This window comes from Roseiconus lacunae (genome assembly GCF_008312935.1).
GTDB classification, from domain to species: domain Bacteria; phylum Planctomycetota; class Planctomycetia; order Pirellulales; family Pirellulaceae; genus Stieleria; species Stieleria lacunae.
This window is the reverse complement of sequence record NZ_VSZO01000007.1, coordinates 331731-347189: the sequence shown is the minus strand read 5'-3', so window position 1 is coordinate 347189 and position 15459 is coordinate 331731. Positions and strand designations below refer to the sequence as shown.

Genomic DNA, 15459 nt, shown 5'->3' with positions numbered 1-15459 from the left:
CCCAGCAAGTTCTGGTAAACGGCGATCCGACTGGCTCACTGCTTCGATTTATGTTCCGTAGCTTCGATTTCGGCTGGTTCTAAAACCGCCAAGTAAGGCAAGTTTCGGTACATGTCCAAATAATCCAGACCATATCCGACGACGAATTCGTCGGGAATTTCGAAGGCAACAAAGTCGGGACGCAGCGAAACTTCGTGCTGTCGATGTTTGTGCAGCAGCACGGCCGTCTTCACCGATTTGGCCCCCTTCTCTTTGATTAGCCCGGTCAGGCGATCGAGTGTCTTCCCCGTGTCGAAGATATCATCGACCAGTAGGACTTCGCGGTCGGCGACGTCGATCATCATGTCGCTTGACACGTCTAGTTGGCCCGACTCGGTCCCCCCACGATAGCTCGATGCCTGGATCACGCCGACTCGCTGTGGCATCGACAATCGGCGAATCAAATCGGCAAATAGCACCAAACTGCCAGTCATCACAGCGATCACGGTCACTGGGCGATCGCTGCCATAGAAACGGTCAATTTCCGTAGCCAGTCGCTCCACGCCGGCCTGTAATTGTTCTTCATCCAGCAAGATTCGCATGCGGTCTAAATTCCTATCGTGTCAATGCTGAGGGGCGATGGTGGTGACAAAGAGGACGCGCCTAGTTTGAAGCAACGTTTCTAATCGACTTTCGACTTCCAGGGACCAATCGATCGGGATTTTCCTACAAGTCGACGGGGTGCTGATCAAATTTGGGATTCGCCTTCGCCTTCCCACCTCGCTTGATCGCGTTGGGAGGCCCTGCCGAATTCGTAGAGATGCAGCGGCGGAGTTCGCCATTCCCACCCCAAGTTGGTGGAAGGATAGGTAAAATAGGCTTAGCTTGCGATCCGCCGGCCGCAAAACCGGAGTATCTGTCGAAATCGGCCGATGAACGATACACCGACATGCTAATGAGCACGAGTGCAGGAACCCCCGCTGCAAGACGCCCCGAATGACGAATTCTCAACGCCTGGCTACCGTTCGCGCCCACCTTTGCCAATGGATCCAGTCCACGTACGCAATCGGAATTGACACCGAGGATTCGGCATCCGGTATCGGCATTCTCTCGGAATCAATTCTGATCCGCGAAGGCTACTACGTCGGTCGGAATTTCAAAATCGGAACCGGTGATGGCGAGATTCGTGCGACTTGGTTCATGGAACCGGATGAAATCAAAGTCCGCCGACTCGACGGCGAAATTATCGTCGTTTTCAGCAGTGACGAAATTCTCGGTGAGCAGGCAACTCCGATCGAGGCGACGACGCAGGTCGGAGCGGCTGATGATGTCAGCGAAGAAGAGTCACGTGACGAATTTGACGTCGCTGCTCAAGAAGAGTCGGCGGACGACGTAGCGAAAGACGACGCAGAGCGAGAGATCGCGGTGACGGCAGATGTCGAGCAAGCTGAGTTGGCCGTTACGGAAGTCGAGGGCGAGGTCGCATCCGAATCGGAAGAAGCCCCAGCCACTATCCCGATCACAACACGGGATGCTGGTGTCGCCGAGGGCGAAGCAGCCGCGGAAGGCTCGCAATCCGAACGAGCCGACCAATCCGCTCAAGACGGCGATGCCGAACATGACAACGACGTCTCGAAAGCGGCTTAGTCAAACACCGGTTTTCGAAAAGCCGGGGCGATGCTAAGCTACGCGAGTTCGCTTTTTGGCGGCCGCAGGTGACGATCGTTGGATCCACCGCGGAACTAAAATGGATGGGTGGCCGAGTGGTCGAAGGCACTGGTCTTGAAAACCAGCGTAGGGCAACCTACCGTGGGTTCGAATCCCACCCCATCCGTTGCTTCTGGCATTGCTAGCCAACTGTTCCGAGACAAGTCACAAGGATCTGCTCCGGCGCTTCAGAGCCCCCGCGATTTACGCAGATGACTTGCGCGTGGGTGCGGTTTGAAAGCGCAAGGGCAGTCACGGTGAAGCCGCTCTCCGCCGATCGCGAACTTCAGCGATATTGGATCGAAGCCCTGTGTGATTAGGAACGATCGCTCAAACTTCTGCGAACGGGTATGCTGGCCGCAAGTAGCCGACCTGCTGTGGCCCCAATCCTGTATTCTCCGTAAACCGGGCAGCGTCGCTCCGGCGAGTCCGCCGACGCCGCTTCGGCATCGTTAAGAGACCGCCTTTTTTCACAAGGTAGAGCAATGCCTGAATCGATTGATACTTGGTTCAATACTTGGTCGCGAATTGAAAGTGTCGCGATCAGTGCAGTGTTCTTCTACGTTTTGGTGATCGTCGTAGTGCGGATTTCAGGGAAACGCCTGACGAGCCAAATGAACAACTTCGATTGGATCGTGACCATAGCAATCGGTAGCTTGGTGGGATCAGGTATCTTACTGAAAGACGTATCCGTTGCGGATTCAACAGCCGCAATCCTCATTCTCGCCGCGTTACAGTGGATAACAACGTTCGCTGTCCGTAGAAGCAATGCGTTTCGAAAAGTGATCAAACCGAGGCCAACGCTACTGACCCACAAAGGGGAATTCATCGAAGAGAATTTGTCCAAAGAGCGTATTTCAGAAGCAGAAATTCGAGCGAAGCTAAGACAGCAAGGATTCACGTCGGTTGAGGATGCCAATTGGGTGATCCTCGAGACTGACGGAAGTCTAACCGTAATTCCTAGAGAAGCGGTTTCGCTAAATGAAGCAGATCTCATGTCGGACGTCGCCGCTCCTGCTCGGCTGGGCCGTGGCCAGGAATAGTCGTAGGGCAAACGGCGATTGTGAAAGCGAACGTATTCGCTTCACAGTCCGGCAAGTTCGCTCAAGATGCTTCGGCTTTCCCGCCACCCGTTGGTGGAGTGTAAGGTAGCTTTGCCAAGAGATCTGCTGTTGGCGTTCAACGTTAAAGCCGGCGGCATTCAGCTACGAATTGGCTTTCCCAAATGCGCAACCGACCGACCTTTCTGATGATCGCGATGGCGATGGTCATCGGCGATCCTTCACGCGAAATAAGCGGCGCTAATATCCCGCCCATCAATCAAGCTGATACGGAATTGATGGCCGCGGATTCGGCAATCGCGAATGAAGCGATCTCCGAAGCTCATCTGCCGTTCCCGCAATCCGAAGACGAAGAGCGTGAAAAAATCGATGCGGCAAGCGTTTCGGAAGTCGACGAGATCATTGGTAACTATTTAGAAAGCATCAATCAGACAAACGGTAACTTTGCCGGTCCAGTTAGCCAAAAACTTGTGACGCGGTATATCCGCGCTTCCGCCGAACAAGGACATGCATGGGCACAGGTCATCATTGGCTATTTGTACGTCAAAGGTCAAGGATTCTCGCAGGATGACGCAAAGGCAGTGAGATGGTTCCTACTTGCGGCCGAGCAAGGTGAACCGGCGGCTCAAAACTGGCTAGGCTTCATGTATTTGAACGGATTTGGCGTCAATCCAGATAGTGTTGCGGCAGCGATGCTGTTTCAGAAGGCGGCCGATCAGGGGCTTGCTGACGCGCAGTACAATCTTGGGCGAGCCTACCGTCGTGGCGAGGGAGTCAGTCGTGACGACAGGCTTGCGGTTGACTACCTTCGGCGCGCCGCTGCGACTGAACATCCATGGGCGCAATTTGAGCTTGGTTGGATGTGCTCTCGGCAACGTGGTGGTGCAGGAGACGACGTTGATGCAGTCCACTGGTATCGGCTTTCCGCTGCCAGCGGGTTTGCGTCAGCTCAATACAATCTCGGATTCATGTATGAGCATGGGCGTGGCGTTGAAAGAAACCGCGATCAAGCGTTAGTGTTCTATCGAAAGGCAGCTGAACAGAATCATGCCCGAGCGCAGCGGGCGTTGGGGCTGATGTACCGTGACGGCGATGGGGTACCGCAAAGCGACACCATGGCCGTCGAATGGTTTCGCAAGTCGGCCGAACAGGGGTATTCGCTTGCCCAAGGTTCTTTGGGCAAAATGTATCTCGATGGTCGGGGTGTGCCCCAAAGCGACAAAGACGCGGCGAGATGGTTCCGCGCGGGCGCCTTCCAAGGAAATACGTGGTCTCAAAGTAACCTCGCCTGGATGTACCTAGTCGGACGTGGTGTTCCCAAGGACATTGATGCCGGTATCGCATTGCTAAAGCAAGCAGCATCGAAAGGGAGTGTTTGGGCTCAACGAGAATTAGGGCAGCTGTTCTTCTGGGGCAAAGTGGTGAAGCAAAACGACGTCGAGTCGTTGAAGTGGTTTCACAAGGCTGCCGACCAAGGCGATCCCGCAAGCTTATACATGATGGGATTGATGCATGCCGAGGGCCGTGGAGTTAAAGGCGATGATGACAAGGCTATTGAGTGGTATCGTCTAGCCGCAGACAAAAATTTCCCTGCGGCTCAAAACAATCTAGGAACGATGTACGCCACCGGACGAGGAGTCCCGAAAGATGAATCGACCGCCGTTCATTGGTACCAAGAAGCCGCGGAGCAGGAGTTCACGCTTGGCCAAACGAATCTCGGATTGATGTATCTTTACGGAAAAGGTGTTGATATCGATGAGTCTCTTGCCGTCGAACTCCTGAAAAAGGCAGCGGATGCCGACCAGTCGCAAGCTTTGCTGGCTTTGGAGCAACATGCCCAAGAGCAAGCATTGAAGCAAAATCGGCAACGTTCGATGATAGCGTTAGCAGCGTCGGTAGCCGCGTTGCTGTTATTGATCTGTCGTCTAGTGCTTCGTTCCAACTCGAATTTAGAATTAGCCGGATGGCGTTCGCCACGGTTTCGTTGCCATAGCCGGAGCTAACGCCCGTCGGCTGATGAGCCGAACCCGACCGAAGTGAAAACACTCTTCGATCGATCTAGCGTTCCGATGGCAGCTGACGGTTTTGTGAGCAAGCACGTCGTCCGATACCAAAAGCTCCTTATGCTCGCCGGACTGGAATACCAACTTATCGCGAAACTAATTTTCGCGCAGCAGTACCTCGTGTCGCGTTCAATCAACTTCAAGGCTATTGCCAATAACCATTGACGTCTTGGAAAAATTGGTATCGCGGACTTTGGTGACCGATCGCTCCCGGCCAGGTGTTTCCTTTCGACTTAGCTTGCGTCGGGTAGCGGTTCGAGTAAGTCGGCGTGAAGAACGCGTTGTGGCCTGATCGGACAGTCCGCACGCGTTGACCCGTCGTGATCGGCGTACTTCGGACATAGCCCCTAGGTTGAACGTGCGATCTGCGATGGTTTCGAAACTTCCAAAAATTGCCCGCTTCACAACTTTGGCTCAGCTCAAACGAACAAATGACTGCGACGACAATGAGCACTAATGTTTGCGTTCGAGATAGCATCGTTCGAATCCTACTTTTCTTGTACGGCGAATGGTCTGGCGGCCTGGCGTAACGACGCGGCGTCTGGCTACTAAGCGTTCGGTCGACGACAATGTTACCGAAGCAAACTCATCAAACGGAATTTCTTTCGAAGAGATACCGCACAGTCCACAATTTCTCCGTCCCCTATTTCTTGGGACCAGGGCACCGCTTTCTAGGCACGGGTGTCAACAAAACGTGCAGTATCCGATTGCGGGATGCGCTGACGCGAAGTTTGCTCCGCACAAGCGAATGGCTGCTAGGAGGGATCCAGCCACGTTAGGAGCGGGTGAGGGAATGCTAATGCACGTGGTATTGCGGGATAGCACGACGACATTCAATTGGCCTTTCGTTTGCAAACAGTGGTTGACTCAGAACAAGCACGGCACCTTGCCAACTAATCTTCCACATCGTGCTAATTCGCAGCCTGCATGCCCAAAACTGCTACCCGCACTCGAGTTTCATTTTCACGGAACCGACGACGAGGCGAACGGATCGATCGTTCCCACGTTACGAGATCGCGTCTTGTGATCGTCGGCGGGGGAATGTCAGGATTTGGATTGTGTGATCGATTAGTTCGTGCTGGGACACATCAGGACTATGACATCACGTTGATAGGTGAAGAGCCAACGCCCGCGTACGATCGGGTCAACCTAAGCCGGTACTTCAAAGGCTCGTCCACCGAGGATCTGTTGTTAGCACCACGATCGTGGTACGCGTCAAATGAAATCAAGCTTCGCACGGGGGCGAGGGTTGTTCGAATTGACCGATACGCCAAGCAAGTTCATGAGTCTTCAGGCGAAGTCCACTCTTATGATCAACTCGTGATCGCGACGGGGTCTCATCCGTTCATTCCCCCGATCGATGGTCATGACAGCGACGGCGTTTTCGTCTACCGCACGATCGATGATTTAAGGGCGATTAAATCTTATTGCCAGTCTAAGAATGCCGAACGAGGAGCAGTAATCGGAGGTGGACTGCTGGGCTTGGAAGCCGCAAAAATGATGCTGGATTTAGGAATCAGTGTCAGCGTTATCGAGATGGCTCCGGGATTGATGCCACGACAGCTAGATGCGAACGCGGCAAAGTTGCTGGAGCGGAAAATCGCGGCGATGGGGGTTGAGGTTCATTTGGTTCGTCGGACTGAATCGATCCAGCGGGAAAACGATCGATTACGACTATGCTTTGCCAACGCGGATGACATGACGGTCGACGTACTGATTGTTGCCGCGGGGGTACGCCCGAACGATCAACTCGCCGAAGAAGCCGGTTTGAAGATCGGTCCTCGGCGCGGCATTGAAATAGATGATTCATTGCAAACGAGCGATCCAAACATTTTCGCGATCGGGGAATGTGCCTCTTTTAACGAACATGTCTTTGGTTTGGTCGCGCCGTGCTATCGCATGTCGGATGTTTTGGCCAGCCGGTTCGCGGGGCATGATTTACGGTTCGCTGGTGCCGATGAATCAGCCGAACTCAAGTTGATGGGGATCCAAGTCGCGACATTGGGAAAGACGATAGGTGAGTCCGCCGGAGGATCAATCATTTCGCATGAAGATAGCGAGGGGCGTCGAGAATTGTTGATCGAACGAGGGCGCATCGTTGGCGCCTCATGTGTCGGTCCTTGGACGGAACTACCGCAGATCCGCCAAGCGATTACGAGACAGGCAAGATTATGGCCGTGGCAGCGATCCCGTTTCGAAAAAAGCGGGACTCCGTGGAATACTGGAGGTGCTTTACCGGTCATCCACTGGCCACCAGATTCGATCGTCTGCTCGTGTCTTTCTGTCACCAAAGAAACCATTAGCGATTTGGTCGCAAAAGGGCATCAGACGGCCGAGTCCATCGCAAATTCTTGTGGCGCTTCGACTGCTTGTGGAAGCTGCCGCTCCCTGGTCTGCGAACTTGCCGGAACATCAGGCCAGCAAGCCACGGTGCCCTGGGCGAGGACCATGCTCGCGACGAGTGCGCTCGCCAGCGTGGTCGTTTTAGCATGGCTGTTTGTCGGTCCGATCCCGACGGCAACGTCTGTCCAAGAGCCACGATATGCATTTGATTCGGTGATGAGGAGCGACCTCGGGCGACAAATAAGCGGGTTTGGATTGCTAGGTACGACACTGGTGGGTCTGACTTTCTCTTTACGAAAACGCCTCAGTCGTTTCACCTGGGGCAGCTATGGTTTCTGGCGAGCGATGCATGGGTTGCTGGGAACAGCGGTCCTCCTAGGGATGGTTGCACATACAGGATTAAGACTGGGATCCAATCTCAATTTTCTTTTGGGAACATTCTTTCTTTCGACCATCATGGTTGGCGGGATAGCAGGTGTCATCAGCAGCATCGAATCGCGATTGACCGGAACGCTCGCGATGACCTCCCGGATATGGCGACAGCGGCTAACAAGAGTGCATCTTTGGATCACTTGGCCACTACCGATCTTGATAAGTCTGCACGTGTTAAGTTTCTATTGGTTCAGGGACTGAGACGGGATACATGGTGCAGGCCTTGATCAATACGATTCGCTCTCTTCCACATGCCCGTATGTGGTTCGCGTGTCTAGGAATCAACCTTCTGATCGGAGTCTTTTACTCGGTGGCATTGATCGCACCAGCTTCATCAGTCAAGTCTGCTTGGCTTCCGGGGAAAACGACGCACGGTCACTATCAGATTGAACTCGATTGCAACGCCTGTCACGATCCATCGAAATCCGAAGACTCGATGAACGCATCCGACGTCATGCAGGATGCATGCATTCGATGTCATGGCGACCAATTGAAGGACGTTGATACACACCCGGCAAAGAAATTCAATGACCCGACCAACGCCGAACTGTTGGCAACGTTGGACGCACAAAATTGCCTGAGTTGCCACGCCGAGCACGTCCCTCACCAAACGTTGTCGATGGGACTGACAATGCCAGCGGATTACTGTTGGCACTGTCACAAAGAGATCAGTGACAGCCGTCCCAGCCATCGAGGGATGGCCTTCGATAGCTGTGCCACTGCGGGGTGCCACAACTATCACGACAACAGTGCACTGTACGAAAAATTTCTGGATGATCATTTTGGTCAGCCGGACCATCTCAGCTTAGCAACGGTTCCGGAGCGAGATACGACATCTGGATTATCAGGTTCGGAGATTTCGAACACGCTATGGCCGATGCCAGCGTCGAAAATCAATGACGCAGACCATCCGAAGTCAATGCAAGTCGACACAACGCTGCTTCGTGATTGGGCGGAGACGTCGCATGCTGCTGCGGGCGTTCAATGTAGCCATTGCCATTTACCTGATTCCAATGGTCAGGAATCCGTAACTTGGTCGGATCATGTTCCTATGGAGACATGCGGGCAATGCCATGAAAGGCAGGTAGATACATTCATTGAAGGGAAACACGGCATGCGTCTAGCCGTAGGCTTGTCTCCTATGACACCTGCTCGAGCTCGGCTTCCGATGAACCACGACGCCGCTCATCGCGAACTTAATTGCAATGCTTGCCACAACGATCATCGCTTCGATACTCAGTTTGCAGCTACAGACGCATGTTTGCAGTGCCACGCGGATGATCATTCCCTCGCCCATGTAAATTCCCCACACGGTGAACTCTGGCGCGACGAAGTCTTGCAGAAACGCGTTTCCGGGACTGGCGTCTCGTGTGCAACCTGTCATATGCCCCGACTCACGGACGACGGAGGCGTTTGGGTTAATCATGATCAGAGTGCTAATTTGCGTCCGAATGAAAAAATGGCTCGCGAGGTTTGCTTGAACTGCCACGGCTTGGAATATGCACTTAGCGCGTTGGCCGACGAAGATCTCGTTCGAAATGGGTTCGACGCGGAACCTAGCAAGCGAATCGAAAGTGTGCAGATGGCGCGCAAATGGTTCCTAGATCGCTCAACAAAGCGTCGCAAAAAACCATAGTGAGGGATCAAAATTGGATGTTTGTTCTCGGCCCAGCAGCCGACCGGCGATAGCCGCGATTCTTGAGTCGAAACCGTGGCTAACAACAGGCTGTCAATCCAAGTTGCGACTGTTTGCGAAGCACCAATGTTACGATCCAGTCTTGATTATATGTCTACCGAAATTACAAGCAATTCACTGGTTGCAGCCTGTTCTCAGTCGACTCGCGGCAGTCGCTCCATTTCTTGTTCCACGTTTGTTTCTTCTAGACCCGAGGCTTCCGAAATGAAGATGACCATATCAATACGTTTCCTGCTCGCCTGCGTCGCATTGATGACGTCCGGATTGTTGATAACACTTTCCGGCTGCTCTAACAGCGAAGCAAGTTCTTCTACGGCGGGCAGCATCACCCCCAGGCAATTCGCCGATGGCGTCCACGCCGTCATGATGGCTGACCGAACCGTTTACGCGACTCACGTCGTCACAAACTTGAAAAAGCAAGACGCTCCGGTCACCGCCGACGAATATTGGCAAGACACCGAGAATGCAATCCCACTGCCCGCCCAGATGTTTCGCATGGGAGCGGAACTTGTTGACGAAAACCCTGAAGCAGGATTCACGTATGCGTTGCGCAGTAAGTGGCCATTGAACGAACAGCATAAAGCAAAGACGGACTTCGAGAAGGAAGCCTTGGATTTTATCAGCGATAACCCAGGCGACAACTTTTATGGCGAAGAGGAACTTGGTGGCAAGAAGTTTTTCGTTGCTGTTTATCCTGATCGTGCCGTGGCAGAAGCGTGCTGGAGCTGCCACAACGATCACCCTAGCCGCGGAGAAGATTATCCGGATTTTGCCAAGGATGATGTGATGGGTGGCGTACTTGTGCGAGTTCCCATGTGAACGACATTCGATCCATATCCGAATCGAACACTGACCACGCCGCAGTCTAACTTTCTACTTACATTTGCTATTGAGAGATCCATGACTCCTGAAAAAATCGCTCTCGTTCAGTCTAGCTGGGAAAAGGTAAAACCAATTTCCGAGCAAGCTGCCGAACTGTTCTATGGCAGACTCTTTGAACTTGACCCTTCGCTCAAGGTCCTATTCAAAGGCGATATGAAGGAACAGGGCAAGAAACTGATGGCAACATTAAATCTTGCCGTCGTCTCATTGACCAAGCTTGAAGATATCCTTCCTGCGGTAAAAGATTTAGGACGGCGACATGTGCAATATGGCGTACCGGACGAAAGCTACCGAACAGTCGGTGAGGCACTTCTCTGGACATTGGGGAAAGGCTTGGGGGATGACTTTACGCCCGAAGTCGAAGCCGCATGGACTGAAACCTATGTGACACTAAGTACTGTCATGCTCGAAGCAGCTCATGAAGGCGATCAACCGGTATCTGTGGCTGGTTAATTCTAGATTATTCTGAAGACACGAAACGCACCTTCATCGGTCACATTTCTACGGGCGGAACCGAATTGTCTTCGGACGCCCGTTTTTTTCTGCGCTCCAGAACATCATTCCAGTACGACGATGCATTCCTTCGATCGTGTCGTGAGTGCTGAAATTAAAGTATCCCCCAGAATGCCCGGAGCACTTCCGTATGTCATTCAAACGAGTCCATCTTTCCTGCGGCGTTCTTCTTGTCGGCAGTGCATTTGCCGGTTGCAGCACATCGGATTCCCCGACGCAAGAGGTTTTGTCAACTAAAGAGAGACTGTTAACGTTATCATCTGATTCGACCGACTCTGCAAAGTTGCAGCAAACGACAGCGGAACCTGCACCCAATCCGCTCCCCGAGGGTGACTCGGAAGACGGCGGTTATACTATCTCGCAAGTCATGCAACTTGCGCACGAAAGCAAACTCTATCGTCGACTTTTTAATGAGCCGATCGATGAAGAAATCTTACAAATGCTAAGATTGCTTTATGCGGATCTGCCCAAACGGCAACCGCCGAAGGGTGATATCGAACAGTGGCGAAAGCGGTCGAGAGCATTGGTGGAAGCGATCGACGCGATTGAACGCGGAGATCCAAAAGGAGTGTCGATGCTGAAGCGATCGGTCAACTGCAGTTCATGCCATGATCGGCATCGGGAAAGCTAGCCGACAATGATCTTCCCCAAAGCGAAGCCTCGCTCGAAGGTGTCCAATCGTTTCAGGACGCGGCGCATGTCGAGTTCGCCTTGGTGTCGTCATCAACTCGCGATGATTAAATCGTGAATCAGTGTTGGATGAATTTGCTTGATTTCTATCGGTATGGTGCCATTGCCAGTGACGGAACGTCACCCGGAACGTCTTCAATCTGCGAGAATGTCACCTTAGACCGTTCCAATTTCATCTACCAAAAGTTCGTTTAATGAAAACTATTGTCGTACTTTCGTTGACGTTAGTCGCCTGCAATCTTGTTTCGAACCTTCGTGCGGAGGAGTTCGATACGCTGCTGTTTAGCGATGAATTCGAATCCGAGTCACTTGATCGACGATGGGGAAGTTGGAAAAGCGAGTCGATGATTCGCGATGGCGTCCTTGTTGGGATTACGCCCAAGGATGCCGATCATCCTTCGGTGAACTCCATCGACTTTGAGCCCCAGTCCGATCTTGAGATTTCAGTGTCTTTTCGTTTTCAAGGATCACCCAGTCTGTCGGTCATGATCCGTGACCTCGATTACAAAGGATCTCACGCGGGCCACATCTGCCATGTGGCCATCAAGCCCAACTCAGTGACGCTCTACGACGGGAAGACAGGGCTGTTTCGCAAAGACATTCGCGATAAACGCAAAGCAGGACAAAAGCTAGATGCGAAGACCAAGGCGTTGGTTAAACGCAAGACGTCACGCAATTCGGTCAAGCTGGATCAAGATGCTTGGCACGATCTTGTCATCCGGATCAGCGGTGATGTGATGGAAGTGTTTGTCGATGGCGAAAAAACGGGCCGCCTGCGGTCCGAAGGCATCGCCCATGCCACGAAATCGAATATGAATCTAACGACGGTCGAACGTGAGGTTCTTTACGACCACTTTGCTTTACGAGCGAGATAAGCGACCGACCGCAAGATCGCGGTGGATTCGTACTGGTTGACGATGCGGTCTGTGAAGCGAGCGGTCGGTTTCGGCCGACCACTCGCTTCAGTTGCGATTCATTCGCGAAACAATTAACCCTGTGGTTCTGTCATCTTCCAAGGGTCAAGTGCTTCGGTTAACTCGGCCTCTGGCAGGATGTTCTTTTCCAAACAGAGTTCGCGGATAGTTTGGCCACTCGCGAACGCCTCTTTGGCAAGTTTCGCCGCCATCTCGTATCCGATCAGCGGATTCAAGCTGGTGCACATCGACAAACTTTGTTCGACGGCCGCGTTGCATGCTTCTTCGTTCGCTTCCATTTCCGCGGCGCAGAATTCAACGAAGGCGTCGGTTCCCTGCGAAAGCAGGAGGATCGATTCAAGCACGGTGTGGGCCATGACCGGCATCATGATGTTGAGCTGAAAATTCCCACCGGCGGCGCCGCTGACCGTGATAACCGAGTCATTGCCGATCACACGGGCGGTCAATTGCATCATCGATTCACACATCACCGGGTTGACCTTGCCCGGCATAATCGAACTACCAGGCTGGCGCGACGGTAGCTTGACTTCATAGAACCCGCATCGAGGCCCGCTTCCCAGCCAACGAATGTTGTTGGATAGGTTGAACAAGGTTTGCGCGATAGTTTTCAATTCGCCATGCGATTGAACAAGTGCGTCTCGCTGTGCGTTAGCTTCAAAATGATTGACCGCTTCCAGAAACGCAATGCCGGTGCGAACAGCCAATGCCTTGGCAACTCGCGATCCAAATTCGGGATGCGTATTGATTCCGCTCCCAACTGCGGTCCCACCGACCGGGAGTTCTAGCACTGAGTCACGCGCGATTTCGGCACGTCTGATCGAGAGTTCGACTTGACGGGCAAATCCACCGAACTCTTGCCCCAGTCGAAGTGGCGTCGCGTCCATCAAGTGGGTGCGGCCGATCTTCATGACTTTGTCCCACGCCGCCGCTTTCTCACTCAGCACGGCGTGTAATTTCTTTAAGGACGGAAGCAGTGCGTTTTGAATCTGCACTGCGGTGGCGACGTGGATCGCCGTTGGAAATGTGTCGTTGGTACTTTGCCCCATGTTGACATGGTCATTGGGGTGAATCGACTTTTCGGTTTTTGTCCAGTCACCGCCGATGATCTCAATCGCTCGATTGCTGATCACCTCGTTGACGTTCATATTGCTGCTGGTACCACTACCGGTTTGAAAGACATCGATCGGAAAATGCTCGGTGAGCGTTCCATCGATCACTTCTTCGGCTGCGGCCAGCATGGCATCGACTTGCGAATCGGTCAGCGGGTTTTTCCCGCTGCCGGTCAGTTTCCCAAGGTCTCGATTGGCAACGCCGCAAGCGTGCTTGACCATGCCCATGGCACGAATCATGGCATCGGGCAGTCGCCATCCACTGATGGGAAAGTTGTCGACGGCACGCTGTGTTTGCGCACCATAGTAAGCACTCGATGGAACCTTTACGTCTCCCATCGAGTCGTGTTCTGTTCGATAGTCCGTCATGATCATTTCCAAGCAGAAAGAAGTCTCATTCTGCTCCCAAGTCTACCGATGACGGCCGTTTCGGGATAGCCGCGGAACCGTCGTGGCGACGTCGGTTTTCAAGCGTGTCGTCGCGTTGACGGTGCGATTGATGAAGTCCGCGTTAATCCTTTGCAATGCAGTACAAATGGTGTTTCCCACGAAGATAAATCTCGTTGCCCACGATTGCTGCCGACGCATCGATTTCAGAATCGAGTTCGTTGGTGGCCACGATTTCCATTGACTTTCCGTGTTTAATCACAACCGTGGTGCCATCCCGCCCAGTCAGATAGACCATCCCATTGGCCGCCACAGGACTGGCGTAGATGCTGCGGATCCCATTGATTCGGTTTTCATCAATGATCACTTCACCGGTCTCGGCATCACGCGAGACCAAAATCCCGTTGTTACTTTTGACGAAATACAATTGACCTTGGTAAAGGAGCGGCGATGGCACATACGGCGCGGCATCGTCGCCGATCCATGCAATTTGATCGGAGTCACTGATGTCTCCTTTGGATGACAACGGAATCGAATAAATGGCGTAGCCACGGTACCCGGTCATTACAATGACGTTGTCTTTGTATCGAACCGGCGAAGGGATCGGATTTTGAGCTTGTCCGGCGCACTCCCAGATCAAGTCACCGCTATCCAGATCGTAACTTCGCACACGGTTGGTACCGTTCGTGATGACTTGGTATCGCCCGTTGTATTCGGTGATCAAAGGCGTCGCCCAAGTGGTTGGTTCGTCACGCGATTGGCGCCAGCGTTCGTCGCCGGAGGACGCGTCAAGGGCAACGATGAACGATTCGCCTTCGTGGTCAAAGGGAACGACCAGGGTGTTATTCGCCAACGCGGGGGAACTCCCTTCGCCAAACTGAGCCCGCGTGCTCATCGTGCCCAAGTCCTTTTCCCATTGCTTGTTGCCCTGTAGGTCGAGTGCGTAAACGCCGCGTGATCCAAAGGAAACAAACAAGTGCTTGCCGTCGGTGATTGGCGAAGAAGATGCGAAAGTGTTGGTGTTGTGCCCCGATTCGTGCGGGACCTGTTCGGTCAAGACACTGCGCCAGACTTCGCTTCCCGTTTTGCGGTCGTAAGCGATCACCGCGAACTGGTAGTACTTATTCGGAGCCGGTCCACGACCGAATCCACGGCGACCGCCGCGCCCTCCAGATCGTCCACCGCGTCGCCCTCCCTCGGGGCGTGCCTCGGAGTCGGACGGCCGCGAATCCGCTTGCTCTGTCTCGTTCGTTATTTCCTGGGAGCCTTCCTTTACCCGATTCGTTTCGATCGCGGTAGCGACGTAAACACGGTCGTCCAACAGGATCGGGGTTGAGCTTCCCGCACCGGGGACCTCAATCTTCCAGCGTACGTTTTCTGTCTCGCTCCAAGAAACCGGCGGCGCGGAATTCTCGGCCGCACCGGAGGCATCCGGCCCCCGCCAACGTGGCCAAGACTCCCCTCTGTCGGCTGCGATCGCACTTGTCGCCAATCCCAAAAGAGCCACCAGCACGGGTAGTGATTTCATCATTCAGTCCTTGGATAGTTTGTCTACGGTTCGCAATCAATCGGCGTGACTAGATGCCTTCAGACATCGTGCCGTGTACCGTTGGTCTGTTCCATTCAATCATTTTCGCCGAACGGATTCGGCCTCGATTGTGC

12 protein-coding genes and 1 tRNA gene are annotated in these 15459 nt (G+C 53.4%); 10 read left to right on the top strand and 3 right to left on the bottom strand.

The features are described from left to right. Positions 1-35: 35 nt before the first annotated feature. Positions 36-581 carry a hypoxanthine phosphoribosyltransferase gene (hpt, locus tag FYC48_RS11365; protein ID WP_149496822.1) on the bottom strand — a complete coding sequence of 182 codons (546 nt, stop codon included), beginning with the start codon at positions 579-581 and terminating at the stop codon, positions 36-38. A gap of 394 nt (positions 582-975) precedes the next feature. Here hpt and FYC48_RS11360 point away from each other — a divergent pair, with 394 nt between their 5' ends. The 10 genes from FYC48_RS11360 to FYC48_RS11315 all read left to right on the top strand — a co-directional run bounded on the left by FYC48_RS11360 (position 976) and on the right by FYC48_RS11315 (position 12241). Continuing rightward, positions 976-1626 carry a hypothetical protein gene (locus tag FYC48_RS11360; RefSeq protein WP_149496821.1) on the top strand — a complete coding sequence of 217 codons (651 nt, stop codon included), beginning with the start codon at positions 976-978 and terminating at the stop codon, positions 1624-1626. Between the two features lie 102 nt (positions 1627-1728). Beyond that, a tRNA-Ser gene (locus FYC48_RS11355) sits at positions 1729-1813 on the top strand. 358 nt (positions 1814-2171) lie between these two features. Next, the gene (locus tag FYC48_RS11350) at positions 2172-2729 is read left to right on the top strand and encodes a DUF421 domain-containing protein (protein ID WP_149496820.1); all 558 of its coding nucleotides are present in this window, start codon (positions 2172-2174) and stop codon (positions 2727-2729) included. 182 nt (positions 2730-2911) lie between these two features. Next, on the top strand, positions 2912-4750 hold the full coding sequence (locus FYC48_RS11345; RefSeq protein ID WP_149496819.1) for an SEL1-like repeat protein: 1839 nt from the start codon (positions 2912-2914) through the stop codon (positions 4748-4750). A 1083-nt stretch (positions 4751-5833) separates the two neighbouring features. Continuing rightward, positions 5834-7786, top strand: coding sequence for an FAD-dependent oxidoreductase (locus FYC48_RS11340; protein WP_261345066.1), 1953 nt, complete (start codon positions 5834-5836; stop codon positions 7784-7786). Positions 7787-7844: 58 nt separating this feature from the next. Then, a complete protein-coding gene (locus FYC48_RS11335) occupies positions 7845-9221 on the top strand; it encodes a cytochrome c3 family protein (RefSeq protein WP_235034204.1) in 1377 nt (458 codons plus the stop codon). Positions 9222-9491: 270 nt separating this feature from the next. After that, on the top strand, positions 9492-10100 hold the full coding sequence (locus FYC48_RS11330) for a Tll0287-like domain-containing protein (RefSeq protein ID WP_235034203.1): 609 nt from the start codon (positions 9492-9494) through the stop codon (positions 10098-10100). Between the two features lie 81 nt (positions 10101-10181). Continuing rightward, complete coding sequence (locus tag FYC48_RS11325; RefSeq protein WP_149496816.1) at positions 10182-10616, top strand: globin family protein; 435 nt, start codon at positions 10182-10184, stop codon at positions 10614-10616. Positions 10617-10806: 190 nt separating this feature from the next. Beyond that, positions 10807-11307 (top strand): hypothetical protein, encoded by a 501-nt coding sequence (locus FYC48_RS11320; RefSeq protein WP_160149461.1) that lies wholly within the window; start codon positions 10807-10809, stop codon positions 11305-11307. A gap of 253 nt (positions 11308-11560) precedes the next feature. Next, positions 11561-12241 carry a family 16 glycoside hydrolase gene (locus FYC48_RS11315; protein WP_149496814.1) on the top strand — a complete coding sequence of 227 codons (681 nt, stop codon included), beginning with the start codon at positions 11561-11563 and terminating at the stop codon, positions 12239-12241. A 113-nt stretch (positions 12242-12354) separates the two neighbouring features. Here the strand turns inward: FYC48_RS11315 and FYC48_RS11310 are convergent, their stop codons facing one another. Next, positions 12355-13779 (bottom strand): class II fumarate hydratase, encoded by a 1425-nt coding sequence (locus FYC48_RS11310; protein WP_149496813.1) that lies wholly within the window; start codon positions 13777-13779, stop codon positions 12355-12357. Positions 13780-13921: 142 nt separating this feature from the next. Then, a complete protein-coding gene (locus tag FYC48_RS11305) occupies positions 13922-15325 on the bottom strand; it encodes a PQQ-binding-like beta-propeller repeat protein (protein ID WP_390622118.1) in 1404 nt (467 codons plus the stop codon). Positions 15326-15459: the final 134 nt, after the last annotated feature.

Coding starts and splice junctions, on each gene's coding strand:
- FYC48_RS11330 (WP_235034203.1), top strand. CDS start 9,492: ATGACCATATCAATACGTTTCCTGCTCGCCTGCGTCGCATTGATGACG.
- hpt (WP_149496822.1), bottom strand. CDS start 581: ATGCGAATCTTGCTGGATGAAGAACAATTACAGGCCGGCGTGGAGCGA.
- FYC48_RS11325 (WP_149496816.1), top strand. CDS start 10,182: ATGACTCCTGAAAAAATCGCTCTCGTTCAGTCTAGCTGGGAAAAGGTA.
- FYC48_RS11310 (WP_149496813.1), bottom strand. CDS start 13,779: ATGACGGACTATCGAACAGAACACGACTCGATGGGAGACGTAAAGGTT.
- FYC48_RS11305 (WP_390622118.1), bottom strand. CDS start 15,325: ATGAAATCACTACCCGTGCTGGTGGCTCTTTTGGGATTGGCGACAAGT.
- FYC48_RS11345 (WP_149496819.1), top strand. CDS start 2,912: ATGCGCAACCGACCGACCTTTCTGATGATCGCGATGGCGATGGTCATC.
- FYC48_RS11360 (WP_149496821.1), top strand. CDS start 976: ATGACGAATTCTCAACGCCTGGCTACCGTTCGCGCCCACCTTTGCCAA.
- FYC48_RS11350 (WP_149496820.1), top strand. CDS start 2,172: ATGCCTGAATCGATTGATACTTGGTTCAATACTTGGTCGCGAATTGAA.
- FYC48_RS11320 (WP_160149461.1), top strand. CDS start 10,807: ATGTCATTCAAACGAGTCCATCTTTCCTGCGGCGTTCTTCTTGTCGGC.
- FYC48_RS11335 (WP_235034204.1), top strand. CDS start 7,845: ATGTGGTTCGCGTGTCTAGGAATCAACCTTCTGATCGGAGTCTTTTAC.
- FYC48_RS11315 (WP_149496814.1), top strand. CDS start 11,561: ATGAAAACTATTGTCGTACTTTCGTTGACGTTAGTCGCCTGCAATCTT.